A 26,837-nucleotide genomic window follows, 5' to 3' on the forward strand; every position below is an offset into this window, starting at 1 on the left:
AAGCAACATAGGACGCTTGAAAGTTGCAAGACTGACCAAACAAGCAACATAGAAGGTCTCTAAGTTGCAAGACTGACAAAACAAGCAACATAGAAGGCCTGAAAGTTGCAAGACTGACAAAACAAGCAACATAGAAGGCCTGTAAGTTGCAAGACTGACAAAACAAGCAACATAGAACGGCTCTAAGTTGCAAGACTGATTAAACAAGCAACATAGGACGCTTGAAAGTTGCAAGACTGATCAAACAAGCAACATTCAGACCCCTTTAATATGTTAATTGTAAAATAGACATTAAAGTTAGTACCGAATATGATACACAATCTATAATTCTCATTACAACATTTCTTCTGCTATCAATTTATATGACTTCTTCTTATCTTCAAAGTTATATATATTTGTGATGATCATAAATTCGTCTGTTTGATATGCTTCAGCTAGTTGATTAAGCTGCTTTTTAACTGTCGATGGTGATCCTATTATACATCTATTTCTATTTTTCTTAATTTGTTCTAATTCTTCATTACTGTATTCATCACTATTTATTTCTTCAGGTGGTTGTACTTTTGTACCTAATCCTTTCCCAACGTTTAATAGCCATCTGTCTTGCGTGATAGCAAGTGCTTCTGCTTGTTCGTCAGTTTCTGCACATACGACAAATATGCAAATAATTGTTGCAGGTTCTTTATGATTTACTGATGGTGTGAACTCTTCATAATAGCGTTTCATCGCGACTTTACCGTACTTCGGATTAATAAAATGTCCAAATACAAATCCTATCCCTAGTTGTGCTGCATTTTTTGCACCATTTTCTGTCAGACCTAAAAGCCACATTGCAGGTGGATTATCTATACGAGGTCCAGCTTTAACGAGTCTGAATTCATGATTTCTAGGCAAAGTATTGTGCATGAATCCTTGTAAATCTGACGCTTGTCTATAAAAGTCTTCTTTCGGTTTAATATGATGATCTGTTAAAGCTTTTTGAGTAATTGGAGAACCACCTGGTGAATTTCCAAATCCTATGTCGATGCGATTAGGGTATAAAGCAGATAAAGTTTTTGAGTTCTCTGCAATTTTGTATGGGCTATATTGAGGAAGTAATATACCTCCAGATCCAACTCTGATTTCTTGAGTAGAAGCGGCAATTTGTGTCATTAAGATTTCCGGTGATGAACTCGCTAAACCGCTTGTATTATGATGTTCAGCAACCCAATAACGATGGTATCCTAGCGACTCAGCCCATTTAGCTAATTTAATAGTATGTTGTAGTGTCTCTTCAGGTGTGTGCCCTTTAGATATAGGCGCTTGATCTAATACACTTAATCTCAACATTGTAATCCTCCTTCTGAACAAACACGAATAGTGCCATCTACGTCTCTTCTCATAGCACGTCTATAATTCATAAGTTTCTCCAACTCTATATTTTAATACAAGTATATCCTATCCATAAAAATATGATTGAAATTTGCTCATGTATATGAGAGGAAATAAGAATCACCCAATCCGTTAGTTTCATTTTCGAATTGGGTGATTTATTTATACATACTTACAATACTGTTTTTTCTTCATCTGAATCGAATCGATCTAAATGATCCACTGTGATATTTTTGCAAATACATAAAGTGGAATTAATTGCTTCATAGTCAATATTCTTCAATATAATAGAGCGTTCGTCTAATGGGTCTCTAACTTTTTTGAAATAATTTAAATATTCTAGTGTTTTTAATGCGCCTGTTAATTCAGAAGATGATGGATTAAACATAAGTTTTCGAAGTTTTCGAACGTATACTTCATCTTCATTCATTTCAGCTAAATAATACAAAGTGAGTATATCCATACGTTTTAGTTGTGTTTCATCGAATATGTTGTTGAAGATGTCTTTTTTTAATAGTTCGTAGTGAATAATATTTTCCATAAAATCCTCCTATTTTTTAGGTTTTTCAGGTGTATATGTCTTGGTTGTTTGCTCCTTGATTAAAATGTTGAGTTTTTCATTTTTATTCATTTGTTGAATGTTTCCCGCGAAATTAGTTTACTCCTAAATAATACCAAAAAATTAACTACTAACGCAATATAATAAGTAAAAAATAATATGTAATATATTAAAATAAGATGTTCTAATAATAATTGTATAATACAAATAAATTAATAATTAGCTTGTGTATAATTGAAAAAAACTAATATATTGGAAATTAAAAATATTGAATATAAATACCCGTTCTCAAAATAAAAGATCTCTTCAGAAGGTTATAGCCTAGTGAAGAGATCTTTTTATATTTTAAAATCGTAGAGAACGAATCCAAGTGAAATTAGGATTATGTTGTTCAATGATTGTTACGACCAAAACGCACGAAGACTCGAAAGATATTGTGCGCTTTTGGTAAATTCTAGGTAAAACGCACGAAGACTCGAATGATATCGTGCGCTTTTGGTAAATTCTAGGTAAAACGCACGAAGACTCGAATGATATCGTGCGCTTTTGGTAAATTCTAGGTAAAACGCACGAGGACTCAAAAGATATCGTGCGCTTTTAGTAAAATCTGGATAAAACGCACGAAGACTCGAAAGATACTGTACGATTCTCTCAACAACTTAACCGTTGAATTCTGCTGGGTTAGGTCCTATGCGTTTGTTTTGATTAAGTGCGTCTAATTGTTGCATTTGTTCTTCGTTTAAGCTGAAGTTAAATACGTCGTAGTTTTCTTCAATGCGTGATGGTGTAACGGATTTTGGTATTGTAATTACATCGTGGTCGATATTCCAACGTATGATGACTTGCGCTGGAGATTTGTTTATTTCTGTAGCAATGTTATTTACTACTTCGTCTTGTAAAATCTCTGCATTCATAAGTGGTGACCATGATTCCATTTTTATATCGTGTTTGTTTAAATAATTTCTCAATTCTGTTTGTGTTAAGTATGGGTGGAATTCTACTTGGTTTAAGACTGGTTTAACAGTTGCTTTGTTTAATAGGATATCTAAGTGATCTATATTGAAGTTACTTACACCAATATTTTTAACTAATTGTTGATTGTATAATGCTTCTAGACCTTCCCACGTATTTAACATTAAATCTGCATCTGTACCTGGCCAATGCATTAAATATAAATCTAAATAGTCTAGTCCTAGTAGGTTTAAAGATTTTTCATAGGCTTCTTTTACGTTATTTTTTCCGTAGTCATCTAACCATAATTTAGATGTGATAAATAAGTCATCTCTTGAGATATTTGCTGCTTTGATACCTTCAGCGATACCTTCGCCAACTTTAGTTTCATTTCCATATATAAATGCTGCATCTATACTTCTATATCCTGATTGAATGGCATGTTTGACAGCATCTTTAGCTGTATCGTTATTTTCTACTCTAAAAACACCTAGACCAACACTAGGCATATTATTTCCATTATGAAACTGTGTGAAATTCATGTTCAAAACTCCTTTTTATTATTGTATGGATTAGTATAAAGTGTAAGACGATAAAATGTAAGTACGCACTATTTTGTTCTATAGGCACTTAAAAGTAATAATAGGATATAATAGTTGACGGATTAAAATATCATTGTATGATAATAACGAACATACAAATATAGATATGGAGATGAATACGATGATTAGAACTATGATGAACGGGAAGATTCATCGTGCTAGAGTGACTGAGGCCAACTTAAATTATGTAGGTAGTATTACAATAGATGCAGATATTTTAGATGCGGTAGATATATTACCGAATGAGAAAGTAGCGATCGTTAATAATAATAACGGTGCAAGACTTGAAACTTATGTTATTGAAGGTGAAAGAGGCAGTGGTAAAATTTGTTTAAATGGTGCAGCTGCAAGATTAGTTCAAGTAGATGATGTCATTATTATTATGAATTATGTTCAAGTCACTGATGAAGAAGCGAGAACGCATGCACCAAAAGTAGCAGTTATGAATGAGGAAAATGAAATCATTGAAATGATACATGAAAAAGAAAATCAAACTGTTCTATAAAGGAGACTTGTTATGCACATATTAGCGACGATTTTTGTAGTTATTGTTGCAGTTGAACATCTGTACATTATGTATTTAGAAACGATTGCAACAGACTCTAAAAAAACATCACAAACATTTAATTTAAAGCAGCAAGTATTAAAGGATAAAAACATTCAAGTACTTCTGAAAAATCAAGGTATATATAACGGATTGTTAGCTTTAGCCTTATTCTATGGTGCTTTTTTCTCTACAAATCCTAAAGAGTTTGTAGCGGTGTTGTTAATATTTATTATTTTAGCAGCAATATACGGTAGTCTTACAAGTTCTAAATCGATTATTTTGAAACAAGGTGGCCCTGCAATCATCGCCTTAATTCTATTATTATTATAAAAGTTATAAATCCCAAATGTGAACGTTTAGTAAACGGCTTTTCTACATTATTTTAAAAGTGTAGACAAAGTATACACATTTGGGATTTTATCTCTTTTTTGGTATGTACTGAAGTGTTATTATATGCGTTATGTTGTATACACTGTATGCATAAACTATAGAGTAGATTTAAGGGAGGAAATATTTTGGCGAACTTTTTATTTAGATTGGGTTCATCCATTGCTAAACATAAGTGGTTAACGATTATTATTTGGCTAATTGTTTTGGTAGGTATTGTTACACCATTGACGATTAATAAACCCACTTTTGATAACGACATTACAATGAATGGTATTAAATCAATCGATACGAACGATAAAATTGAAAAAGAATTTAATCAAGATAGTGAAAAGGCAAATGTGAGAGTTGTCTTTAAGAGTGAAGATAAAAAAGGCATAACAGATCCAAAAGCGATGAAAGATATTCAAGCTGCCTTAAAAGATGCTAAAGATAAAGATGATGATATAAAAGAAATTACAGATCCTTATGAAAATAAACAAATAAATAAAGATCAAACAACTGCTTTTGCAGATATCAATTATAAAGTATCTCAAACATCTATAAAATCAGATTCTGTCGATAAAGTTAAAGATGCTATGAAATCAGTAGATGATGACATACAGACAGAATTAACGGGAAATGCATTAAATGCAAATACTGAAATAGGGGGCAGCTCTGAAGCAATCGGGATTATTGTTGCTTTCGCTGTCTTGCTTGTAACTTTTGGTTCATTAATTGCTGCTGGGATGCCAATTATCAGTGCAATTGTTGGATTAGGTTCAAGTATTGGTACAATCGCATTATTAACATATTCATTCGATATTCCGAACGTTACGTTATCGCTAGCCGTGATGATAGGTTTAGCACTGGGAATAGATTATGCACTGTTTATATTATTTAGATATAGACAAATTATTAAAACTGAGAAGGATCATATTAAAGCAATCGGTTTAGCTTTAGGAACAGCTGGTAGCGCAGTTATATTCGCAGGCGTCACAGTTGTCATTGCAGTATGTGGGCTTGCATTAGTAGGCATTGGTTTCTTAGCTACAATGGGCTTTGCTTCTGCATTAAGTGTCATCTTTGCTGTACTCAGTTCAATTACGTTACTTCCAGCATTAATTAGTGTGTTTCATAAACAAATACACCCTAAAAAACGTAAAATTCATTCAAATGAAAGTTTAGATACACCTTGGTCTAAATTTGTAGTAGGTAAACCGTGGATTGCAATTCTTATCGGTTTAATTATCTTAATTGCTGCTGCACTGCCAGCTTCACATATGCGATTAGGTATACCAGATAATGGCATGAAACCTGATAGTTCAACTGAGAAAAAAGCATATGATATTATTTCTGATGATTTTGGTGAAGGGTTTAATGGACCAATTGTGATGCTCGTAGACACTTCAGATAAAAAAGATGATCAACAAGCATTACAAAAAGATTTACAAAATGTCATGAAAGACATTGAAGATATCAAAAATGTTGAAACAGTTACACCACCTCAACTCAATAAAGATAAAGATTATGCGCTAGTCACAGTTCTGCCAGAAAAAGGACCAAATGCAGAATCAACTTATGATTTAGTTCATGATTTAAGAGATTACAATAAAGACTCGAAAGATAAGTATGATTTAAGTACGGAAATATCTGGTCAAAGTGTAATCAATATAGATATGTCAGAAAAACTTAATGACGCCATTCCATTATTTGCAGGTGTTATTATCTTATTAGCATTTGTACTATTAATGGTTGTGTTTAGATCGATTATTATTCCGCTTAAAGCAGTGTTAGGATTTGTATTATCATTAGTAGCAACGTTAGGATTTACGACGCTTATTATGCAAGATGGATTTATGAGTGGCGTATTTGGAGTAGATTCAACGGGACCATTGCTCGCATTCTTACCAGTCATTACAATAGGACTGTTGTTTGGATTGGCAATGGACTACGAAGTATTCTTAATGTCCAGAATTCATGAAGAATACGTGCGTACAATGAACAATACGAAATCAATTAAAGTAGGACTTAAAGAAAGTGGACCTGTAATCGTAGCAGCCGCACTTATTATGTTCAGTGTATTTATAGGTTTCGTATTCCAAGATGATGTCATGATTAAATCAATGGGTATTGCATTAGCATTCGGCGTATTATTCGATGCCTTTATTGTAAGAATGACGATCATACCAGCACTTACTCAACTATTCGGTAGAGCATCATGGTACTTACCAAACTGGTTAAACACAATTTTGCCTAAAATAGATATTGAAGGACATGCACTTAGTGAAAATAATCATGTTGCACAAAGTTCTGAAGATATAAGTGTAGCTACAATAGAAGTCAGTCCAAAAACGAAAGCATTATACGATAAGATTGATTCAAATTCAAAAGACGAAGTATTATATGAAGCATTGCGTCAGTACGACAATGATAAAGAACAAAAAAATCAAAGTTCAGAAACTGACGACCAAAATGTTATGGCTCTATTGAATCAACAAAGTAAAAATATCGAACAAGTAAATCAATTAATAAAAGACATGATCAATAAAAATAATTAATTGTACTTAAAACAAATCACCCAATCCGTTGGCATCATTTTCGGATTGGGTGTTTTTATATTTCTAGTTTTGTAAAGTGCTGACGCCCGGGGGAATAGTATGAGTGAGAGACTACAGGCTCGAGCCATACCCCAGGCAAGCATGCACTTTACAAAATCATTATAGTTTAGGACATTTATGTCCCAGGCTGTTTTTGTTTGTGTAATTTCATTTCAAAAATGTAAATAAATCATATAAATATTGAAATTAAATTCCAAAAATGAGATAATGTAAACGATTCCAAAAAGGGTGTGTTGATATGTTAGGTTTTTCAGTATATTTAGGTGAATCTTTTGATCATGCTTATATTGAAACAATGTTAGAAGAAGGATTTCAGTATGTGTTTACTTCTCTTCAAATTCCTGAAGAGGACTCAAGTCAATATTTTGAAAAGCTAAAAGAATTGAAACGTCTTGTAGGAAGCAAAGCTGAAATTATAGCTGATGCAAGTCCTCATGCGTTTCACAATTTAGGTCTATCATATAAAGAACCGCAAGGGTTAAGTGAGATTGGTATTGATTATATAAGGTTGGATATCTCTTTAGAACTTGAGGATATTATGTCTTTATTAGATGAATTGAAAATTGTATGTAATGCGAGTACTGACGCTCTGAATTTACTCACGCAATTAAAATCTCAAAACGTTGATATGACGCGCATCATGGTTGCACATAATTACTATCCTCGTCCTGAAACAGGGTTGGATAAACAATTCTTTATAAATAAGAACAATGAGTTGAAGTCATTATTTCCTGATATTTCAATAATGGCATTTGTTCCGGGAACAACGCTTAGAAGTCCTGTTTATCAAGGGTTACCTACATTAGAAGATCATAGAAAAGTCCATCCTCTAGTTGCTGCTAGCGAGTTATTAGCACTAGGTGTAGATGATATTTGTATAGGGGATACGCATATCAATCAACCAACGATTAATCAATTCAACACCTTCTTTAATAATGGAATCGTGTCACTTCAAGTACAATCCGAAACAAAGCATTTAGATTATGTTATTGGGAGAATTTTTCATAATAGAAAAGACAAAGCAAGAGATGTGATTAGAGCGGAAGAAGCAAGGCAAACTTTTCGGGAAGAAGTGTTGCCTGAAAACACGGTTGCAAGAAAAAGGGGTGCCATTACTTTAGATAATATAAAGTATGGTCGTTACATGAATGAATTACAGATTGTGAATAAACACTTAAATCATAATGACGCGGTAAATGTTATAGGTTACGTATGTGAACAAGATTTGCCGTGCATTGACTTGATTGATGCGGGAACAGCTTTTCAGTTTATTAAGGGGGAAGATTAGATGGATATTAGCCGTTTAACGACAGAATTAAGGAATGAACATTCTTCGAAGTTAGATACTTTAACACCTGAGCAGTTTGTTGAAGTGATGAATAACGAAGATCAAAAGGTTGCCCAATTTATTAAAGAAGAAAATAAGGCTATAGCCAATCTTATTACACAAGTTATAAAAGGTTTAAACAATGGTGGGAGATTAATTTATATGGGAGCGGGAACGAGTGGTAGATTAGGCGTTTTAGATGCTGCAGAATGTGTGCCAACATTTGGTGTGACATCTGATGTAGTTGTGGGACTGATTGCGGGTGGTCCTACTGCTATGACAGTCGCTGTAGAAGGGGCAGAAGATGATGAAAGGCTAGGGGAGCAAGATTTAAAAGACTTAAAAATTAATGTGCATGATACTGTCATCGGTATAGCTGCTAGTGGACGAACACCATATGTCATTGGTGGTTTGAAATATGCTCAAAGTATTAAAGTAGCTACTGGTTGTGTCACATGTAATAGACAATCTGAAGTTGGAAAGCATGCTGATTTCCCAGTGCAAGTTGATGTTGGTCCAGAAGTATTAACAGGATCAACAAGACTTAAAGCAGGAACAGCACAAAAATTAATTCTTAATATGATATCAACTGGGGCGATGGTCGGTATCGGTAAAGTGTATGAGAATTTAATGATTGATGTCAAACCAACGAATAAAAAGTTAAAGCAACGTGCAGTTAATATGATTCAAGAAGTATTAGACTGTACAGATGATGAAAGTATGAGGTTGTTTAAAGAAAGTGACGAACAAGTAAAAGTAGCAATCGTGATGGGGATGCATCAAATTACGAAAGCAGAAGCAGTTGAAAAGCTGAAACAAGCTAAGGGATTCGTAAGAAATACGTAAACTAAGGGGTGTGTAGGTTATGTCAAAAGAAAGAGAAATTGCACAAGCTATTTTGAAAGAAGTCGGGGGAAGAGATAATTTAGATAAAGTCATTCATTGTATGACGCGTGTTAGGATGAACATCGTTGACTATAGTAAAGTAAACCTTGAAGGTCTCAAGAATATTAAAGGGGTAATGGGTGTTGTAGAAGATGATATGCTTCAAGTCGTTATTGGACCAGGGACTGTTAATAAAGTAGCAAATGAAATGAGTTCAATAATTGGTGTCGATTTAGGGGAGGACATTAAACATAAAGCATCAAATAAGGAGCAAGTAGAAAAAGAAGCGGATTTATTCAAACAAAATTTAAACAAAAAGAATCAATCACCGTTTAAAAAAGTATTAAGATCTATCGCAAATATATTCGTACCTTTAATACCTGCGTTTGTTGGTGCAGGTTTAATAGGTGGTATTGCAGCAGTGATTTCAAATATGTTAGCTGCTGGAACATTAGATGGAGCAACGTGGGAACAATTTGTATTAATATTTGATATCATCAAAAATGGTATTTTTGCATATCTCGTTATTTACGTTGGGATTAATGCAGCTAAAGAGTTTGGTGCTACACCTGGACTAGGTGGTGTCATTGGTGGTACAACAATGCTCACTGGTATGGATCCTGAAAGTCCGATAAAGAACATATTTAATGGCGAGCCATTAGCTGCTGGTCAAGGTGGTGTCATTGGTGTCATATTCGCTGTCTGGATATTGTCATTAATTGAAAAGAAACTACACAAAATTGTACCAAGTTCTGTAGATATTATTGTTACACCGACCATTACATTATTTATAATGGGCCTCGGTACGATTTTCTTAATCATGCCTATAGCTGGATTTGTTTCAAATGGATTGTTAGGGGTTATCGATTGGGTGTTAGATATAGGTGGCGCATTCAGCGGATTTATATTAGGCGCAACTTTCTTACCACTCGTTATGTTTGGATTACATCAAGTTTTAACACCTATCCATATTGAAATGATTAACCAATCAGGCGCGACTTATTTATTACCGATATTAGCTATGGCAGGCGCAGGACAAGTAGGTGCTGCATTTGCGTTATGGTTTAAATGTAGAAAAAATAAAAAAATTATTAATTTATTAAAAGGTGCATTGCCAGTAGGTATTTTAGGCATTGGGGAGCCATTAATATACGGTGTTACATTACCATTAGGCAGACCATTTATTACTGCTTGTATTGGTGGGGGTGTTGGTGGTGCTGTTATCGGTGGCCTCGGTCACGTTGGCGCCACAGCAATCGGACCAAGTGGTGTATCTCTTATTCCTTTAATTTCTGATAATATGTACTTAGGATATATTGCAGGATTGTTAGCAGCTTATCTAGGGGGATTTGTTGCGACATACTTATTTGGTACAAATAAAGAAATGACTGCAGCACAAGAATTGGAAGAGGACTAATGATATGGAACATCAACATTTACTCTTATTTATAAAAGAACAAATGTCTCATTTAACGAAACACGAAAAACGTATAGCTGAATATTTTATGGAACACCCTGAAAAAACGATTAATTTAAGCGCTAAAGAATTAGGAAAGATAACAAACACAAGTGCGGCTTCTGTTATTAGATGTACACATAAATTGAATTTTAAAGGTTTCACAGATTTGAAGTTAGCGATTTCTAGATATTTACCTCAACATGAACAAAGTATTTATCAAGAAATTAAACAAGACGAGACTGTTGATTCAATCAGTAAGAAACTGATAACGAGAGCTTCACACACACTTGAAATGACTGAAAAACATATTTCTGATGAAAGTATCAATCAAATTGTGGATCAATTATACGATACGCAGACGATGATCGTGTTTGGTGTGGGTGCTTCCAGTTTAGTAGCACAAGATTTATATCAAAAATTCACAAGAATAGGTAAACAAGTCATTCATTCATTAGATACACATTTTTTAGCGACAGCAATTGCTTCACATAGTAAAAGCTGTATATTGATTGGCATTTCCAATTCAGGTGAGAATAACGAAACAATATCTCTAGCAAAAGTTGCTCGAAAATATGGTGTGAAAACAGTTGGACTTACACAGTCAGAACAATCTACTTTAGCAAAAATTGCGGACTTTTATTTAATACACGATGCAAGCTCAGAAAAAAGTTTGAGACTTGCAGCAACAAGTTCGCTTATTTCACAACTTATGACGATAGATATTTTATTTTATAGTTATTTATCTAGAAATTATGATGAGCATGTTGTAACAATGAGTAAAACTAGAGATGCTGTGGAATTGTATATAGAATAATAAGATTTTGATTGTAAAGTTTATACAAAAAAAGCATCATGTCAGTAGGCGTTAACTAATGACATGATGCTTTTTATAGTAATCGTCCTTTAAATGGATTACGAAAATAATTTTTTAAATACGCCTATACCCACTGCCAAGTCGAAATGAGCAGCGCCAACGGATTTGTATATCGTCGTTTCAGTTTCATCTTCACGACCATTTATTTTGTGTAATACGAGTTGTTGTAAATCCCCGTATGTACTACCAAAACTAAAGTGGCCTTCTTTTTCAGCTTGAATAAATTCTCCAGCTTCGGTTTGAGCACCGCCAATATCATCAAATACTATTTTGGATGATTTTTTTATTGCGTTAATATCGATTTCGCGCATTGAAGGTTGGTATGAACCAACACCATTAATATGTGTACCTTCCTTTAAATCTTTAGCATTAAATACAGCTTCATTTGAACGTGTTGCACAGTTTATAATATCGCTTTGTTGTACAACTTCTTGTACATCTTGAGTTACGCTGATCTCTACGTTAATACCAAAGTCTTGCAGTTTTTCTTTAAAGAGTTGTGCTTTTTTAAATGTTCTATTAAATAAATAGATATGTTCAATGTTTCTTACTTCAAGTATGCCTAAAACTTGTTCGAACGCCATACCCCCAGTACCAATCACACCTAAAACACGACTATCTTTCCTGCTCAAATAGTCAGTCGCTATACCACTTAATGCACCTGTTCTTAACCTTGTTAAATAACTCGCATCGATGATTGCTTTATGTTGTCCAGTTTCTAATTCAGTAATTAATATTTTGCCTTGTGTAGTAGATAAATTCACTTTTGGATTATCAGGAAAAATAGAAATAACTTTAATTGTCCCAAGCTTTTCTTTTAAATCTAAGCAAGGCATATAGAGCATAGCGTTGTGCGTATTAGGCATTTCAATAACTGTTCGATGTTCAACTATAATTTGTTCTTGTTCCAATTTGTTAAATAACGCCAGAGTATCTTTAATAGCATCCTTCATAAAATATTGTTTTTCAATTTCAGAATCTGTAAGTGTAAGCATATGTAATCGCACCTTTCCTAAGATTATTAATGTATTTCCAACATATCATGTTATGGAAATCATTGCTTAAAATTTCTATTTCTGGGTATATAAAATAGTAACAAAGGACGTGATAGAATGGCAAAGGCTAATGAAAAAAATTATGCTGAAAGAATACAGAACGTTTCAAATAAATACGAATTAGACGACAAGCAATTACGAAAGCTATTAAATCTGCCAAAAGAAAAGTACGAATTACTATTACATGGTAATCAAGGCGTATTAACAGATGTACAAAGAAATGAGATTGGAAAAAGACTCAACTATTTTGAGGCGATTGGAGAAAATAAAGACGCATTAAAATACTCTAAGTACTATATTGAAAAAACATTGAAAAAAGAGTATAATTTAACTAATAAATCTATTGCCAAATTATGTAATGTAAAGAAAAAAACAGTAAAAAATTTATTAAATAATAAAAAAATTGATCGTAAAGAAGAGAGAAATCTCATATTAAATATTCTTCAACTCTATGAAACTTTAAAATCAGTCAACTAAGTACTTATCATAATATTTCATATTTTAAGAATTAAAGAAGGCTAGCGTGAAATTATGAAACAAGTTGAAATTATAAGAATACTAGATGATACGTCATTTATTATTAATGCAGGAACAAATAAAGATATTGAATCTGGATATTTTATTGATGTATTGAAGAGAGATAAATCCTATAATTATATTGCGAAAGTTGAAGAAGTTTATCCTGAATTATCGCTTTGTAAAAGGTATGGAGAACAACGCTTATTTTATGGTGATATTGTTAGAGTTAGATATCCTGATGAGTATGACATAACGACGAAAGTTATTAAATCAAATACTACTAAAAAAAGACGTAAAAAGAGAGGATGAGATCGCCGAATCTCATCCTCTTTCCCGTTTAATATGTCTAAAAATTTAAAGCAAGTAACGTTGTAGATTTACAAGAATACTTTATCATATAATGTATATATTTTCCAGTAATAAGTGGAAAATCCTAGTATAAAAATACTATTGTTTATATTTTAATTTAAGTTGTGCACATAATTATGTTGGCATTGGCAAAGTATAAAAAATAAATGTATAATAAAGAAAAAAACTAGAATGGACTGAGAGCACGTGGCAAATCAATATGAGCGTTCGACGAAAAAACCAAAGTCAGCAGCCTTTAAAATAGTTACGACAATAGTAATTATTTTATTATTAGCCTTCTTAATAGTGTTGGCATTTTTTGTATATAAATTTTTTGCATTAGGGAATTCAATACATAATCCATTAGACAGAGATAAATCAGAATTACGAAAGAAAGCTGTCGATGTTAACGGTGACCCGATATCGATTGCTTTATTTGGAATAGATTCAGACTCTACTAGAGCAGCTGATGGTGGGGGAGAAAGATCGGATTCAATCGTATTATTATCAATCAATCCCGATAAGAAAAAGACTGTTATGGTAAGTATTCCAAGAGATACAAGAGCAGAAATAGTAGGACAAGGTTCTGTTGAAAAAATTAACCATGCATACGCATATGGTGGTCCTAAAATGGCGATTAATTCATTAGAGAAACTTATGAATGTTCCAGTTGACCATTATGCATCTATTAATATGGATGGTGTTAAAGAATTAGTAGACCAAGCTGGAGGCGTAACAGTTACAAGTAATGCAACGTTTACAGTAAAAGGAAACTCTTATGTTAAAGGACAAAAATATAAGCTTAATGGCGAAGAAGCATTAGCGTTTATTAGAAGTAGAAAAGAAGACGGCGCTGGAGGAGACTTTGGTAGACAAGAACGTCAACAACTTGTTATTCAAGCATTAGCGAACGAACTCGTTAGTGTTGGTTCATTACCAAAAATCAATCAAATCTTTGATACTTTAGGTGATAATGTTCAAACAGACTTGAAGATTTCTCAAATAAATAGTTTGAGATCAAAATATAGCGACGCATTAGATAATGTCGATAGAAATCAATTAGAAGGACAAGATGCAATTCTAGATGATGGATTATATTACTTCGTACCTAGTGATGCTAGTAAAAAAGAAGTTGTTGATAATTATCGTTCAAACTTAGAACTAGATTAATTAAAAAGAGCGTAAATTCTTTGAAATAAGAATTTACGCTTTTTTTTTTTATATGATAAATAGAGCTGTTGAATTTATCAAGTGAAGGCCCACATGATAAATAGAGCCATTGAATTTATCAAGTCAGGCTCCACATGATAAATAGCAAAAAATCTTTATAATATTCTCCACGATTTTGCAAAGTGCTGACGCCCGGGGGAATAGTAGACGTGCGCGACTACAGGCTCGAGCCATACCCCTAGGCAAGCATGCACTTTCAAAATCGTAAGATTTTATTTTGAAATACCTATTTTTATTCTATATTAACTTAGCTTCTATTTTGGACGATTAGTAATTTTACGCCATTTGTTTTTACATAGTATGTTTCCTCTATATTGTTACTGTTATAATCAGCCATTTGAATATCAGGGGAGCAATATCTATCTAATAAAACGGTATTCAAGTAATCTAAATTGCCGTCATTGTGATCTAATTTTCTAATTGCTTTAAATATGTTTCCATTATCTTGGTCAAAAGTAATTTTCGTAATTCTAAACTTATCGAATGGTATATCTCGAAAAGGTAAAATAATACCTATATTATTTTGATAATTGATATCATGAGGGTGATAAAGTTCATAATTGAATAATAAATAAAATATTTTGTTGTGTATTTCAAATTTAATGTAATTCGGTCCTTCATAAAATTGATGCCCATTAAAATGACCCAATATCGTTAACAAGTAATTTGTAGGACTTTTACAATGGTATTTTAAGTATAACGATAGCGGTTGTTTAATGGATGCATATTTATTGGATGACTCTTCCATCAGCCAGAACCCAGTTCCTGAAATATAGTTCGTAATACTTAATAAATGTTTTAACATGATTGACGCATTAAAATAAAAGTCACTGCTTGAATATGTGTCGCCATTTAAAACATTCCATTCTATCGGAATCACTTCTTTATCATGAGACTTTAAATATGCCATGTTTTGAATCAATTGTTCTGTATATTGATTTGTGATTTTAGCAATATCATAGTTATTCATTTCATCTAAATCATATAAATCATTAAAATTATAACTTAAAGTAAAGCCGTCTATGTCTTTAAATTGCGCTATATCTACTTCCAAATCTTCATAAACATATTCGAATGGATTCGGAGCATTTAGCATAATTTTTATATCTTGAAGTCTCTCTTTTGTTTCTCTTATTTGAGGTATCATCTGATAAACTTTTTCATAGTTCACATCAAAGAAAATTTCTCCGTTTTTATTATAAAAGTAGTTATGTATGATATCTATCAGTTCATGCCAATTCGTTTTAATATTAGGATCGTCCAAATCAATATCGTAAATCTTTATTGAAGGAATGATACGAGTATCTGAGAACATACTTAAACAAAATGCTAAATTCTGTTTATAATGATTTGTCTGATCGTCATTAAAGAATTTTTTCAATGAACAATGAATAACAATGATAGGTGTTTGGATCATCTTCTCAACATTCACTAAAATTTCTTTGAGAAAAGGTGTGTAGAAATCATAAACATCACCAATATGTAAATACGTCTTATGATGCGCGACTAAAGTCTTAAGTGGAATATCATTTAATGATAATTTTTTATACTCATGAACGAGCGATTTATTGTGCATCATTTTTTGTAATTTTTCAATGAGGGATGCTTTATAATCTTTGGAGATTATTTCGTTTTCCTTTTTTTCTTTGTGCAGCTTATATTGCAACCTGTATTGATTTGGCGTTACATGAAACTGATCTTTAAATTGTCGATTAAAGTTATGGTAACTTGAGAAACCATGACTATTGGCAATTTGTTCAATCTTAAATTGCGTGAACAATAAAGCGTAAGTAGCTTGGAATAACCTTGTTTCTTTTAAATATTGAATAAATGTAGTGCCCATTTGTTTCGAAAATTCTCTTGATAAATGCTCGGGAGAAATATAAAACTGGCTTGCTACACTATTTAGCGAAAGTCTATCTTGGTAATGATGATCAATATATTGTTTCACTTTATAAATAAGACTGCTTAATTCTATTTCGATATGTCCATAATTTTTAGTGTCCACTCTAAATCGTTCATACATAATTTTATATATTTCTACAACATAATGACTACGTCTAATTTTCACGTTAGTTAAGTCAGCTAAAAGACACCTAATAAACAAATCTTTAAGTTGATGTTTGTATCTATTCAATTCGTTTGTCTTGGTTGTTTTAGGAATTTTAAAGACAAAAGCTTCCTCGCCACTTAAGCTTTCCATCGTTGAGTAACTAATATGAAGAATGGCAACTAAACCTTTGTTGATAATAGGTAAATAGTTATCATTATCTTGTAAGTAGAATAAATCACCGACGTTAAAAATATAGCTCGTATGATTTAATGTTAGTTCAGCTTTACCTTCAAGAATGAAACATAATGCGCCAAATCCTAACTTTTTAGGGTTAATAATACTCTCTTTATGTATTGTAATCTTATAATTATACAAATAATCACCTCTGTTGAAAGACAAATATTGGAATAAAACATCAAATATTGTCACATTTTAAATCTTCATATTCCCATGATATCAAAAAAAGTAAGTAAATGTTACCTAATTCAATAAAGTGGATAAGATACTTTATAATAAATCAAATATTTTAATTGATTTAATCAAAATATGAATTTAAAACTGTTTACAATAATAATTAACGCAATTTGTGTGTTGTGAACTATTAAAAATCGGGAGAATATAAATCGGGAGGGTTTAAAATGACAGATATATTTAACCAAACAATTCAAGAAATGATTGATTATGAAAATAAAATAACAAATTTAAAAAATGATAAGCGTTTATCATTAGTTGATTTCATTATATTAGAGGAAATATTTAGAGCAAAAGAAATTACAATAAAAGAAATACTCAGTGGTAAATTAACAGAGCTTGAGACTAGACCATCAAATATAGGTACAAATTTAGCGAAACTATATCGAAAAGGTTTAATTGATAAATATAGAAGTAATCTCGATGAAAGAAAAGTTTATTATTATATGGATGAAAATCATAAAGCGCTTTATAAAGAGTTAGTACAAGATATATAAAAAAAGAAACCACACTCAAAAAATTTTGCGTGTGGTTTCAGTGTGTCGACAAAGTCTTTTAGACTTTGCCGGCATTTTTTTATGCGCATGCTTTCCGCGGGCATGTTCTCAGCCTGTAGTCTTCGAATCATGCTTTTCCCGCAGGAGTCAGCGCTAAAAAAATACCAAATATTAGCAAATCATATTATAAAATAGATGAAATTTTATTTTGAATTTATCAAGTCAGGATCCACATGATAAATAGCAAAAAATCTATATAATATTCTCCGCGATTTTGCAAAGTGCGGACGCCCGGGGGAATAGTATGAGTGAGAGACTACAGGCTCGAGCCATACCCCTAGGCAAGCATGCACTTTCAAAATCGTAGATTTTATAAATAAAATAAAGAGAGCTAATCCGAAAATTATGGATTAGCTTTCTTTATTTGAGAATGGGTATTTATGTCCCAGTATGTTTTTGTTGTCTTAAATTATTATTTAATAAGTGGGCGAGTACTACGTTCAATATACTGTGCTGAATGGATTGAAACTAATTCGCCTTTTGATAAATCAAATAAGTTTAGTTTCATGATTTTATTCATCGCTTGTTCAACAATATCTTTTGTTAAATCCGCTTTAGGGTTTTGGATTTGAAGTGTAAATGTTTTTTCAGTTGATGTTTTAAATGTTAGTTCTAATACTCTTCTCATGTTTTCACCTCCAGTTTCTTTTGAGATAGCATTAATTTTCTATTTGTATTGTTTTGACGATATAAGCATCTTTGAAATTTTCGTCGCTTAATGTTTCGATGATGCTTTTAAAGGTTTTAACTTGTTCGTTTGTGACATTTAAATTGATGGCATTAAATTTTCGTTGAACAGTTTTTACTTTAGAAGCTTCATCTAAATATTGGTGTAATAATATGATGTTAATATCTTTAACTGTTTCCATATTTAAAACCTCCTTTCACTTTATATATCGAAATATCTATGTAAAATCGACAAAAAGATGTAGAAATTTCTTTCATGTTACTCAAATATATATTATTATTAATATGTACCTTAATTAGGAAGGATGGACAAAATGTATGCAACAAGTATCTCCAATTAAGAATAAAAATGATATAAGAGCGATGTATGAAGTGCTTAAATCTCATAGTGAAAGAGACTATTTATTGTTTAGTTTAGCTATTCATACTGGAATGAAAGTAAATAAATTATTGAACATAACAGTTGAGGATTTATTAGATGAAGATAATGATATTAAAAATAATTGGATAAATGATGAGGAAGACTTAATCAAAGTTGTTATACCTCTACATTTAAGATCAAGTTTGTCATCTTTTATAAAAGATGAAGGGCTTAAAAGAGATGACTTTGTCTTTATGTCCATCAAAACGAAAAAACAACTATCGAGGCAACAAGCTTATAGAATTATTCATGTGGCTGCTGAAGAAGTAGGTTTGAAAAATATTGGTTTGTACTCTTTAAGAAAGACTTTTGCATATCATGCATTCAAATCAGGCGTTTCAGTCTCTATTATTCAAAAGTATCTTGGTCATCAATCTTTATTAGAAACGCTAAAATTTATTGATGTCACAACAATAAAAAAAGAAACAACAATAGAACTTAATATATAAAGAGAAAGGAGTTAGTGTATGGCTTTAGTATGGCTGTTTTTCATGATTATAGTTGTAATGTCAATAGTTCTTATGACTATGAATACAAAGTTTAGTCGATTTGCAGGTTGGCTAAGTTTAATTGCTCCATTACTTAGTTCCATTTATTTCATTAGTAAAATTAAGTATATCTACAATGGTAATTCAGTTACATATTTTAAAGAATGGATACCTATTATAGATGTTAACTTAGATTTACGACTAGATGGTTTATCTTTAATTTTTGCACTTCTTATTTCATTAATAGGTGCGGGTGTCTTCCTTTACGCTATTTACTATTTATCCCATGAAAAAGACAATCTCCCAAGGTTCTATACGTATTTATTAATGTTTATGTTAGCAATGTTAGGTGTAGTACTTTCTAATAACACAATTTTATTATATACATTTTGGGAATTAACGAGTATTTCATCATTCTTACTTATTTCATATTGGTATCAGCGCGAAAAAAGTCAAGAAGGCGCTTTGAAATCATTTTTAATTACTGTTTTCGGTGGAATGGCTATGTTAGTAGGTTTAATTCTGCTATATAGTATTACGGGTACGAATACAATTACTGAACAAGTAGGTATGGCAGATAAAATTTTTGAATCGCCATGGTTTGTACTTGCAGTCATTTTAATCTTACTCGGCGCATTTACGAAATCAGCACAGTTTCCATTCCATATTTGGTTACCGGATGCTATGGAAGCACCGACACCAGTGAGTGCTTATTTGCATTCAGCGACTATGGTTAAAGCAGGTTTATATTTACTATTAAGATTTACACCAATTATTGGTCAGAGTGAATGGGTTGTATACACGGTCGTTACGATTGGGCTTATAACGTTATTGGTAGGATCATTCTTTGCAGTAAATAAGAAAGACTTAAAAGCAATGCTAGCTTATTCTACAATCAGTCAGCTCGGTATGATTATGACGATGATTGGATTAGGACTACTTGCTTTAAATAATGGTTTTAAAGCGGATAATGAAATATTTTTAGCAAGTTTATTTGCAGCGATATTCCACTTAATTAATCACGCTATTTTCAAAAGTGTACTCTTTATGGGCGTCGGAATTATTGACCATGAAACAGGCACGAGAGATGTTAACAAGCTCGGCGGATTACGAACAATTATGCCAATAACAGCAGTTGTCATGACGATAAGTGCGCTATCAATGGCTGGTATTCCTTTGTTTAATGGATTTTTAAGTAAAGAGAAATTTTTTACCAGTTTAGTTGAAACGGGACATACAGATATATTTAATCAAACAATGTCGATTGTTATGATAACAGCAGGTTTTGTAGGAAGTATTTTCACATTTGTATATTGTATGAAGCTAATCAAAGAACCATTCTTTGGGAAAATTAAACAAGAACAATTACCTAAAGTACCTCGTCACGATGGTGGTGGACTATTAATCGCACCATTTATCATTGTGTTGTTTGTTCCGGTTATATTCTTTGTGCCTAATGTGTTAGGAGAGTATTTAATTGGTCCAGCATTGAGAGATATATTCCATGACGATCAAATTATGAATCATATACCTCATATTAAAGCGTGGCATGGTTTCACAGTAGAATTATTCTTAACGATAGGTATTTATATTATAGGTATATTACTAGTACTCTTGCCTAAGTGGAACGTGATTTATAGTAAGATTTCTAAACAATTTGAAATTAATACACTTTATTCACAAGGTATGAGACTACTAGATCGCGTAAGTACGCTTTTGATTCAAGGTATTATGAATAATAAATTGAATCAATATTTACACATTATATACGTCATATTCTTTGTCATAATAGGATATGGTATTTATCAAGTGGGCATTTATGATATTGCTTATTATCATATTACGGAAGCTTCTACATTTGAAATTATTATATTAATTAATATCGTCATTACTGCGACAGCATTGATGTTTATACGTGAAAGAATGACGATGACTATATTAAATGGTGTCATTGGTTATTCTATCGCAGTTGTATTTATATTTATGAAAGCACCAGATTTAGCATTAACACAACTCGTTATTGAAACAATTACAACAGTATTGTTTTTATTAGTATTTTATCATTTGCCAAACGTACAAAAAGACAATCCAAATGTCTTAAGTGAATTCATTAAATTGGCGATTTCATTATTAATGGCTGTGTTTGTCGTAATCTTCGTGATTATGATGCAACAAGATAGTCTGTTCGATAAAATTTCTTACTATTATGCAAATGCAGATGAATTAGCAGGTGTTAAAAACATCGTAAATGGTATACTCGGTGACTTTAGAGCGCTAGATACAATGTTAGAAGGCATTGTTATATTGATTGCTGGATTAGGTATATACACACTAGTTAAATTTAAGATAAGAAAGGGTGAGCCTAATGAAAGAAAATGATGTTGTATTAGAAACAATATCCAAAATAGCCATTTTTATTATTTTGACGTTTGGATTTTATATTTTTCTTGCAGGTCACGATAACCCAGGTGGCGGATTTATAGGTGGACTTGTTTTTAGTTCAGCCTTTATCTTAATGTTTTTAGCTTTTGATGTTGAAACAGTTGTTCACTCGATGCCATTAGATTTTAGAGCAGTTACAATCATTGGTTGTTTAATTTCCATTGCAACAGGCATTATACCTATGTTGTTTGGACACCCAATGTTAACTCATGAAGATGGATATATGACATTGCCATTGTTAGGTGAAATTCATTTATCAAGTGTTACACTTTTTGAGCTCGGAATACTACTCACAGTAGTAGGGGCCGTTGTAACAATCATGCTTGCGATAAGTGGTGATAACAGTTGAATTTAATACTTGTAATTATAATAGGCGTTTTGACATTTGTCGGAACATACATGATTTTATCTAAGAACTTAATTCGAATTGTTATCGGAACAGCAATTTATACACACGTAGCAAACTTAATGATTTTATCAATGAGCGAATTTGGCGGGAATAATGTCCCCCTTATAAATGGAGAAGGCAAAGATTATGTCGATCCTTTACCTCAAGCATTAATATTAACGGCAATCGTTATTGGTTTTGCTGTTACAGCATTTTTATTAGTGCTTGTTTATAGAACATTTAAGTTAACGAAAGTGAACAGAATAGAGGCGTTACGCGGTGAGGATGAAGATGTAGATGAATAATTTAATATTAATACCATTACTCGTTCCTTTAGTTACTGGATTAATACTGTTCTTCTTTAAAGAACGATTAACGTTAACAAGACGTATCGCGATAACAAGTTTAACCATTACGACTATAATAACCGCCTGGCTTTTAGTAGAAGTCAGTTTAAATAAAGCGTTAGTTATTAATTTTGGAGACTGGCAGCCACCTTTTGGTATACAGTTTGTTGGTGATGAACTAGGTCTTCTGTTCACGACTGTTTCTTGTTTTGTCGTTACAGTGATCATTTATTTTGGTTTTGGTAAACGAGAAAGAGATGCGAATAGATACTTTTTACCTTCGTTTATACTGTTTTTACTAACTGGTGTAAATGGTAGTTTTCTAACAGCAGATATATTTAATTTATATGTCATGTTTGAAATTATGCTCTTGTCTTCATTTGTGTTATTAACACTGGGACAATCGATTGAGCAATTGAGAGCGAGTATAATCTACGTTGTCATTAATGTTGTAAGCTCATGGTTCTTCTTAATGGGCGTTGCATATTTATATGGAACATTAGGTACGCTCAATTTCGGACATATTGCGATGAGGGTTAGTGACAGTAATCAGCCGACGACTGTCACTTTAGTAGCAATTATTATGATATTTGTCTTCGGTGGTAAAGCTGCGCTCGTATTGTTTATGTGGTTACCAAAAGCATATGCTGCATTAAATACAGAGTTAGCTGCATTGTTTGCGAGTCTTATGACAAAAGTTGGTGTATATGCACTAATTAGAGTTATGGTACTCATGTTCGATGAAAAGCCTGAAGTGACGCATTTCTTATTATATATAATGGCAATTATTACGATGCTTATTGGATGTATTGGTGTATTAGGATTTAAAGATATTAAGAAGATTGCAGCATACCAAGTTATTCTGTCGATAGGTTTTGCAGTACTTGGCTTAAGTGCAAATAATAGTGATGGTATATCTGGCGCTATATTTTATGTCAGTCATGATATGATTATCAAAACTTTATTATTTTTAATCATTGGTACATTTGTATTGTTAGCTGGATCTAGATATTATGACCAATTTGGTGGTTTAATTAAATACTATCCGAGTTTAGGTGTCATATTCTTTATTACAATATTATCAATTGGTGGTGTACCGCCGTTTAGTGGATTTCCTGGGAAATTATTAATCATAAAAGGTGCATTAGAGAATGGATATACAATAGGTGTTATCGTGATGATACTCTCAAGTATAATCGCTATGTACAGCTTGCTCAGAGTATTTTTAGTCATGTATTTCGGACGAGAAGGTACGCTACAAGCAAAGAAAGTTGTATTATCTAAAAATAAATTATATGCCATGATTATATTGACGATTGCAACAGTTGTGTTAGGTGTAGCTTCTCAATATGTCTTGAATATTTCAGAATTGGCTGCTCATTTTAATATGAACGAACAATCATATATCAAAGAAATTATTCCAAATGTAGAAGTGGAGGCGAAGTAATAATGGCACAACTATTATTGAACATTTTAATCGCCTTCTTATGGACTTTGTTTCAAGATGAAGATAAATTTCACTTATCAACCTTCATAGGTGGGTATTTTATAGGGATATTTATTGTCTACTTAATGCATAGATTTTTTGGTCACGTTTTCTACTTAAAAAAAGTATGGATTATATTCAAGTTTATTTGTGTATACAACTATCAACTTGTAACATCAAGTATGACAACAATCAACTATATCCTTTTCAAAACAAATAAAGTAAATCCAGGTCTTGTAACGTATGAAACGTCATTAAGACAAGATTGGGCTATTACGCTGTTAACCTTATTGATTATGTTAACACCAGGTTCAGTCGTGTTAAGACTATCGCCTGACGGTACAAGATTCTTTATACATGCTATTGATATTTCAGAACGAGAAAAACAAATTTTAACGAAGCAAATCAAGAAATATGAGAAACTAATCTGGGAGGTGCTTAAATGATGTCATTTATCATTTTAACAATTATAAAAACAGCACTTGTTATTTATGGTATTTCCATTGTTGTCGTACTTTTCAGAACGATTATTGGGCCAACTACAGCAGATAGAGTTATCGCTTTTGATGCAATTGGTGCAATATTAGTTTCAGTTGTGGGTGTGTTGAGCATTATTTATGATACATTCAGCTATTTAGAGGCAAGTCTTATAATCGCGATACTATCCTTCTTAAGTACTGTTGGTATATCGCGTTTCATAGAAGGGGGTCGTGTCTTTGAATCTAAGCGAGATCGTTAGTCTAATTGCCGCTTTATCAATCTTACTAGGATCAATTGCAGCTTTAATAAGTGCAATAGGTATTGTTAGATTTAGAGATACATTTCTAAGAAGTCACGCTGCCACTAAAAGCTCTACTTTATCAGTATTACTTACATTAACAGGTGTATTTATTTATTTCTTAGTTACGAAAGAATACTTTAGTGTACGTACTTTATTAACGATATTATTCTTATACTTAACATCACCAGTTGCAGGTCATATGATTATTAGAGCAGCGTATAATTCTGGTTCGTATATGTATATGAAAGAATTTACGAAAAAAGGAACATCTTTAAATTTCAGATATGATCGAAAAGAAACGAAAAAAGACAGAAGAAAAAGAGCAGAAAAAAGACAAATTATGAACGAAGCATTTGCTAAAAATGATAAAGAAACATTTAGTAAATATAAGCAAGTTATGAAAAAAGATGACTCAACTTTAAAATAGAATGAGTCTTGAATATCATGTTCAATTCAAAAAACATATCACGCTACTGATTTTTCTCAGTAATAGCGCGATATGTTTTTTTATGTAGTTTGACGATTTTGAAAGTGCATGCTTGCCTAGGGGTATGGTTCGAGCCTGTAGTCTCTCACGCATACTATTCCCCTGGGCGTCCGCACTTTACAAAATCAAAGTAATCTTTTATAACGAAAAAATAAGACGCTTTAGTGTAATGTCTTGGATTAACTGCATACTTAAATAATCAAAAGTGTACATTATTAAATTATCATTTTCAATGTGGAGTCTGACTTGTTAAAATCCCGGGTAAAACGCACGAAGACTCAGAAGATATCGTGCGATTTTGGTAAAATCTGGGTAAAACGCACGAAGACTCAAAAGATATTGTGCGATTTTGGTAAAATATGGATAAAACGCACGAAGACTCAGAAGATATCGTGCGATTTTGGTAAAATCTGGGTAAAGCGCACGAAGACTCAGAAGATACCGTGCGATTTTGGTAAAATATGGATAAAACGCACGAAGACTCAAAAGATATCATGCCCAATTCAAAAAACATATCACGCTACTGATTTTTCTCAGTAATAGCGTGATATGTTTTTTTACACGATAGTGTTGTCGTAAAGTTAGTTTGTTATTTCATACTATTGTGTATTGCTTGGGCGTTGTGTTCCATCATGTTGTAGTAAGAATTTCCTTTAGAATCTTTTTTGCCGATTGAATCTGTAAAGACTTCTTCTTTAATTTCAAGATTTGTTTCTTCTGCTAAAGTTTGCATACTTTTCTTATCTACGCTTGTTTCGACGATCAATGATGAAAGGTTATTCTTTTTAACGAAGCTAATGGCTTGTTTCATTTGGTCTGGTGTTCCTTGTTTCTCTGTGTTGATTTCCCAAATATAACCTGGTTTTATATGATATGTTTTTGCAAAGTATTTAAATGCACCTTCACTTGTAATAAATGCACGTTTATCTTCGCTTATGTCGTTTAATGCATTTAACGTTTTGTTGTGCAATTTGTCTAGTTTATCTTTATATTTTTCTGAATTTGCCTTATATACTTTAGCATGTTCTTCATCTAAACTGCTTAAATGCTTTTCGATCGTATTCACATATTTAATGCCATTTTCAATACTTAACCAAGCGTGTGGATCAATTTTGCTTTTATCTCCATTACCACCTTTTAAGTAGATTGGTGTGACATCTTCTGTTGCTTGTATAACTTCTTTATCAGATATTTTTTTGCCGGCTTGTTCTAGCGCTTTTTCAAACCAACCATTACCACTTTCTAAGTTAAAGCCATTATATATAATTACATCGGCATCTGTAAGTGCCTTAACGTCTTTAGGTTTAATTTCGTATTCGTGTGGATCTTGTCCTATAGGCACGATGCTTGTGACTTTAGCATTTGATTTGGTAATTTCTTTAGTCATATCAGCAAGTATAGAGTTTGTTGTCACGACTTTTAAATGTTTATTATCTTGAGAAGATGTCTGATTACATGCACTTAATAATAAGATGAAAGCTAAAAGCGGAAATAATAATTTTTTCATAATACGCT

At 32.3% G+C, this 26,837-nt stretch carries 27 protein-coding genes; 19 read left to right on the forward strand and 8 right to left on the reverse strand.

The window, feature by feature from the left end; all coding sequences use genetic code 11:
• Nucleotides 1-333: 333 nt before the first annotated feature.
• From PYW35_RS01815 to PYW35_RS01825, 3 genes are all read right to left on the reverse strand, one after another.
• Nucleotides 334-1,329, reverse strand: a complete 996-nt coding sequence (locus PYW35_RS01815) for an LLM class flavin-dependent oxidoreductase (RefSeq protein ID WP_103323131.1) — start codon at nucleotides 1,327-1,329, stop codon at nucleotides 334-336.
• Between the two features lie 214 nt (nucleotides 1,330-1,543).
• Entirely contained in the window at nucleotides 1,544-1,912 is a 369-nt protein-coding gene (locus PYW35_RS01820; RefSeq protein ID WP_103323132.1) for a transcriptional regulator, SarA/Rot family, read from the reverse strand.
• Between the two features lie 677 nt (nucleotides 1,913-2,589).
• Nucleotides 2,590-3,423, reverse strand: a complete 834-nt coding sequence (locus PYW35_RS01825) for an aldo/keto reductase (RefSeq protein WP_103322863.1) — start codon at nucleotides 3,421-3,423, stop codon at nucleotides 2,590-2,592.
• 181 nt (nucleotides 3,424-3,604) lie between these two features.
• Here PYW35_RS01825 and panD point away from each other — a divergent pair, with 181 nt between their 5' ends.
• From panD to PYW35_RS01860, 7 genes are all read left to right on the forward strand, one after another.
• Nucleotides 3,605-3,988 (forward strand): aspartate 1-decarboxylase, encoded by a 384-nt coding sequence (gene panD, locus PYW35_RS01830; protein WP_103322864.1) that lies wholly within the window; start codon nucleotides 3,605-3,607, stop codon nucleotides 3,986-3,988.
• A gap of 12 nt (nucleotides 3,989-4,000) precedes the next feature.
• Nucleotides 4,001-4,360: a DUF1304 domain-containing protein gene (locus tag PYW35_RS01835; protein WP_103322865.1), complete on the forward strand. Its 360-nt coding sequence runs from the start codon at nucleotides 4,001-4,003 to the stop codon at nucleotides 4,358-4,360.
• 185 nt (nucleotides 4,361-4,545) lie between these two features.
• Nucleotides 4,546-6,957 (forward strand): MMPL family transporter, encoded by a 2,412-nt coding sequence (locus PYW35_RS01840; protein ID WP_103322866.1) that lies wholly within the window; start codon nucleotides 4,546-4,548, stop codon nucleotides 6,955-6,957.
• Nucleotides 6,958-7,255: 298 nt separating this feature from the next.
• Nucleotides 7,256-8,305 (forward strand): MupG family TIM beta-alpha barrel fold protein, encoded by a 1,050-nt coding sequence (locus PYW35_RS01845; RefSeq protein WP_103322220.1) that lies wholly within the window; start codon nucleotides 7,256-7,258, stop codon nucleotides 8,303-8,305.
• Nucleotides 8,306-9,190 carry an N-acetylmuramic acid 6-phosphate etherase gene (gene murQ / locus PYW35_RS01850; RefSeq protein ID WP_103322219.1) on the forward strand — a complete coding sequence of 295 codons (885 nt, stop codon included), beginning with the start codon at nucleotides 8,306-8,308 and terminating at the stop codon, nucleotides 9,188-9,190. It begins immediately after the preceding gene.
• Nucleotides 9,191-9,209: 19 nt separating this feature from the next.
• Nucleotides 9,210-10,646, forward strand: a complete 1,437-nt coding sequence (locus PYW35_RS01855) for a PTS transporter subunit EIIC (protein WP_103322218.1) — start codon at nucleotides 9,210-9,212, stop codon at nucleotides 10,644-10,646.
• Nucleotides 10,647-10,650: 4 nt separating this feature from the next.
• Nucleotides 10,651-11,502 (forward strand): MurR/RpiR family transcriptional regulator, encoded by an 852-nt coding sequence (locus tag PYW35_RS01860; protein WP_103322217.1) that lies wholly within the window; start codon nucleotides 10,651-10,653, stop codon nucleotides 11,500-11,502.
• A 98-nt stretch (nucleotides 11,503-11,600) separates the two neighbouring features.
• On the opposite strand, the gene PYW35_RS01865 is transcribed toward PYW35_RS01860, so the two are convergent.
• Nucleotides 11,601-12,557 (reverse strand): ornithine cyclodeaminase family protein, encoded by a 957-nt coding sequence (locus PYW35_RS01865; RefSeq protein ID WP_103322216.1) that lies wholly within the window; start codon nucleotides 12,555-12,557, stop codon nucleotides 11,601-11,603.
• Nucleotides 12,558-12,674: 117 nt separating this feature from the next.
• Between PYW35_RS01865 and PYW35_RS01870 the strand changes: the two genes are divergently transcribed.
• The 3 genes from PYW35_RS01870 to PYW35_RS01880 all read left to right on the forward strand — a co-directional run bounded on the left by PYW35_RS01870 (nucleotide 12,675) and on the right by PYW35_RS01880 (nucleotide 14,654).
• The gene (locus tag PYW35_RS01870) at nucleotides 12,675-13,094 is read left to right on the forward strand and encodes an HTH domain-containing protein (protein ID WP_016912462.1); all 420 of its coding nucleotides are present in this window, start codon (nucleotides 12,675-12,677) and stop codon (nucleotides 13,092-13,094) included.
• A gap of 54 nt (nucleotides 13,095-13,148) precedes the next feature.
• Complete coding sequence (locus PYW35_RS01875; RefSeq protein ID WP_016912463.1) at nucleotides 13,149-13,445, forward strand: hypothetical protein; 297 nt, start codon at nucleotides 13,149-13,151, stop codon at nucleotides 13,443-13,445.
• 246 nt (nucleotides 13,446-13,691) lie between these two features.
• Nucleotides 13,692-14,654, forward strand: coding sequence for an LCP family protein (locus PYW35_RS01880; protein ID WP_016912464.1), 963 nt, complete (start codon nucleotides 13,692-13,694; stop codon nucleotides 14,652-14,654).
• A gap of 307 nt (nucleotides 14,655-14,961) precedes the next feature.
• Here PYW35_RS01880 and PYW35_RS01885 read toward each other — a convergent pair whose 3' ends face one another.
• Nucleotides 14,962-17,142, reverse strand: coding sequence for an AraC family transcriptional regulator (locus PYW35_RS01885; RefSeq protein WP_103322215.1), 2,181 nt, complete (start codon nucleotides 17,140-17,142; stop codon nucleotides 14,962-14,964).
• A gap of 263 nt (nucleotides 17,143-17,405) precedes the next feature.
• On the opposite strand from PYW35_RS01885, the gene PYW35_RS01890 reads away from it, so the two are divergent.
• The gene (locus PYW35_RS01890) at nucleotides 17,406-17,735 is read left to right on the forward strand and encodes a MarR family transcriptional regulator (RefSeq protein WP_016913207.1); all 330 of its coding nucleotides are present in this window, start codon (nucleotides 17,406-17,408) and stop codon (nucleotides 17,733-17,735) included.
• 472 nt (nucleotides 17,736-18,207) lie between these two features.
• On the opposite strand, the gene PYW35_RS01895 is transcribed toward PYW35_RS01890, so the two are convergent.
• A complete protein-coding gene (locus PYW35_RS01895) occupies nucleotides 18,208-18,423 on the reverse strand; it encodes a DUF2922 domain-containing protein (RefSeq protein ID WP_016912797.1) in 216 nt (71 codons plus the stop codon).
• A 31-nt stretch (nucleotides 18,424-18,454) separates the two neighbouring features.
• Nucleotides 18,455-18,664, reverse strand: a complete 210-nt coding sequence (locus tag PYW35_RS01900) for a DUF1659 domain-containing protein (protein WP_016912798.1) — start codon at nucleotides 18,662-18,664, stop codon at nucleotides 18,455-18,457.
• A gap of 136 nt (nucleotides 18,665-18,800) precedes the next feature.
• Here PYW35_RS01900 and PYW35_RS01905 point away from each other — a divergent pair, with 136 nt between their 5' ends.
• The 8 genes from PYW35_RS01905 to PYW35_RS01940 are packed head-to-tail and all read left to right on the forward strand — an operon-like array spanning nucleotide 18,801 to nucleotide 25,262.
• Nucleotides 18,801-19,352, forward strand: coding sequence for a tyrosine-type recombinase/integrase (locus tag PYW35_RS01905; protein WP_016912799.1), 552 nt, complete (start codon nucleotides 18,801-18,803; stop codon nucleotides 19,350-19,352).
• Between the two features lie 18 nt (nucleotides 19,353-19,370).
• A complete protein-coding gene (locus PYW35_RS01910) occupies nucleotides 19,371-21,770 on the forward strand; it encodes a DUF4040 family protein (RefSeq protein WP_103322642.1) in 2,400 nt (799 codons plus the stop codon).
• A complete protein-coding gene (locus PYW35_RS01915) occupies nucleotides 21,757-22,182 on the forward strand; it encodes a monovalent cation/H+ antiporter subunit B (RefSeq protein ID WP_016912801.1) in 426 nt (141 codons plus the stop codon). Before PYW35_RS01910 ends, PYW35_RS01915 begins: the two co-directional genes overlap by 14 nt.
• A complete protein-coding gene (locus tag PYW35_RS01920) occupies nucleotides 22,179-22,526 on the forward strand; it encodes a Na(+)/H(+) antiporter subunit C (RefSeq protein ID WP_016912802.1) in 348 nt (115 codons plus the stop codon). Before PYW35_RS01915 ends, PYW35_RS01920 begins: the two co-directional genes overlap by 4 nt.
• The gene (locus PYW35_RS01925; protein WP_103322641.1) at nucleotides 22,519-24,015 is read left to right on the forward strand and encodes a Na+/H+ antiporter subunit D; all 1,497 of its coding nucleotides are present in this window, start codon (nucleotides 22,519-22,521) and stop codon (nucleotides 24,013-24,015) included. Before PYW35_RS01920 ends, PYW35_RS01925 begins: the two co-directional genes overlap by 8 nt.
• 2 nt (nucleotides 24,016-24,017) lie before the next feature.
• Nucleotides 24,018-24,500 carry a Na+/H+ antiporter subunit E gene (locus tag PYW35_RS01930; RefSeq protein ID WP_016912804.1) on the forward strand — a complete coding sequence of 161 codons (483 nt, stop codon included), beginning with the start codon at nucleotides 24,018-24,020 and terminating at the stop codon, nucleotides 24,498-24,500.
• Nucleotides 24,497-24,793: a Na(+)/H(+) antiporter subunit F1 gene (locus tag PYW35_RS01935; protein WP_016912805.1), complete on the forward strand. Its 297-nt coding sequence runs from the start codon at nucleotides 24,497-24,499 to the stop codon at nucleotides 24,791-24,793. Before PYW35_RS01930 ends, PYW35_RS01935 begins: the two co-directional genes overlap by 4 nt.
• Nucleotides 24,771-25,262: a Na+/H+ antiporter subunit G gene (locus PYW35_RS01940; protein ID WP_016912806.1), complete on the forward strand. Its 492-nt coding sequence runs from the start codon at nucleotides 24,771-24,773 to the stop codon at nucleotides 25,260-25,262. Before PYW35_RS01935 ends, PYW35_RS01940 begins: the two co-directional genes overlap by 23 nt.
• 649 nt (nucleotides 25,263-25,911) lie before the next feature.
• On the opposite strand, the gene mntC is transcribed toward PYW35_RS01940, so the two are convergent.
• A complete protein-coding gene (mntC, locus tag PYW35_RS01945; protein ID WP_103322639.1) occupies nucleotides 25,912-26,829 on the reverse strand; it encodes a manganese ABC transporter substrate-binding lipoprotein MntC in 918 nt (305 codons plus the stop codon).
• Nucleotides 26,830-26,837 lie beyond the last annotated feature (8 nt).

Origin of the sequence: Mammaliicoccus vitulinus, from assembly GCF_029024305.1 — a bacterium.
Taxonomy (GTDB): domain Bacteria; phylum Bacillota; class Bacilli; order Staphylococcales; family Staphylococcaceae; genus Mammaliicoccus; species Mammaliicoccus vitulinus.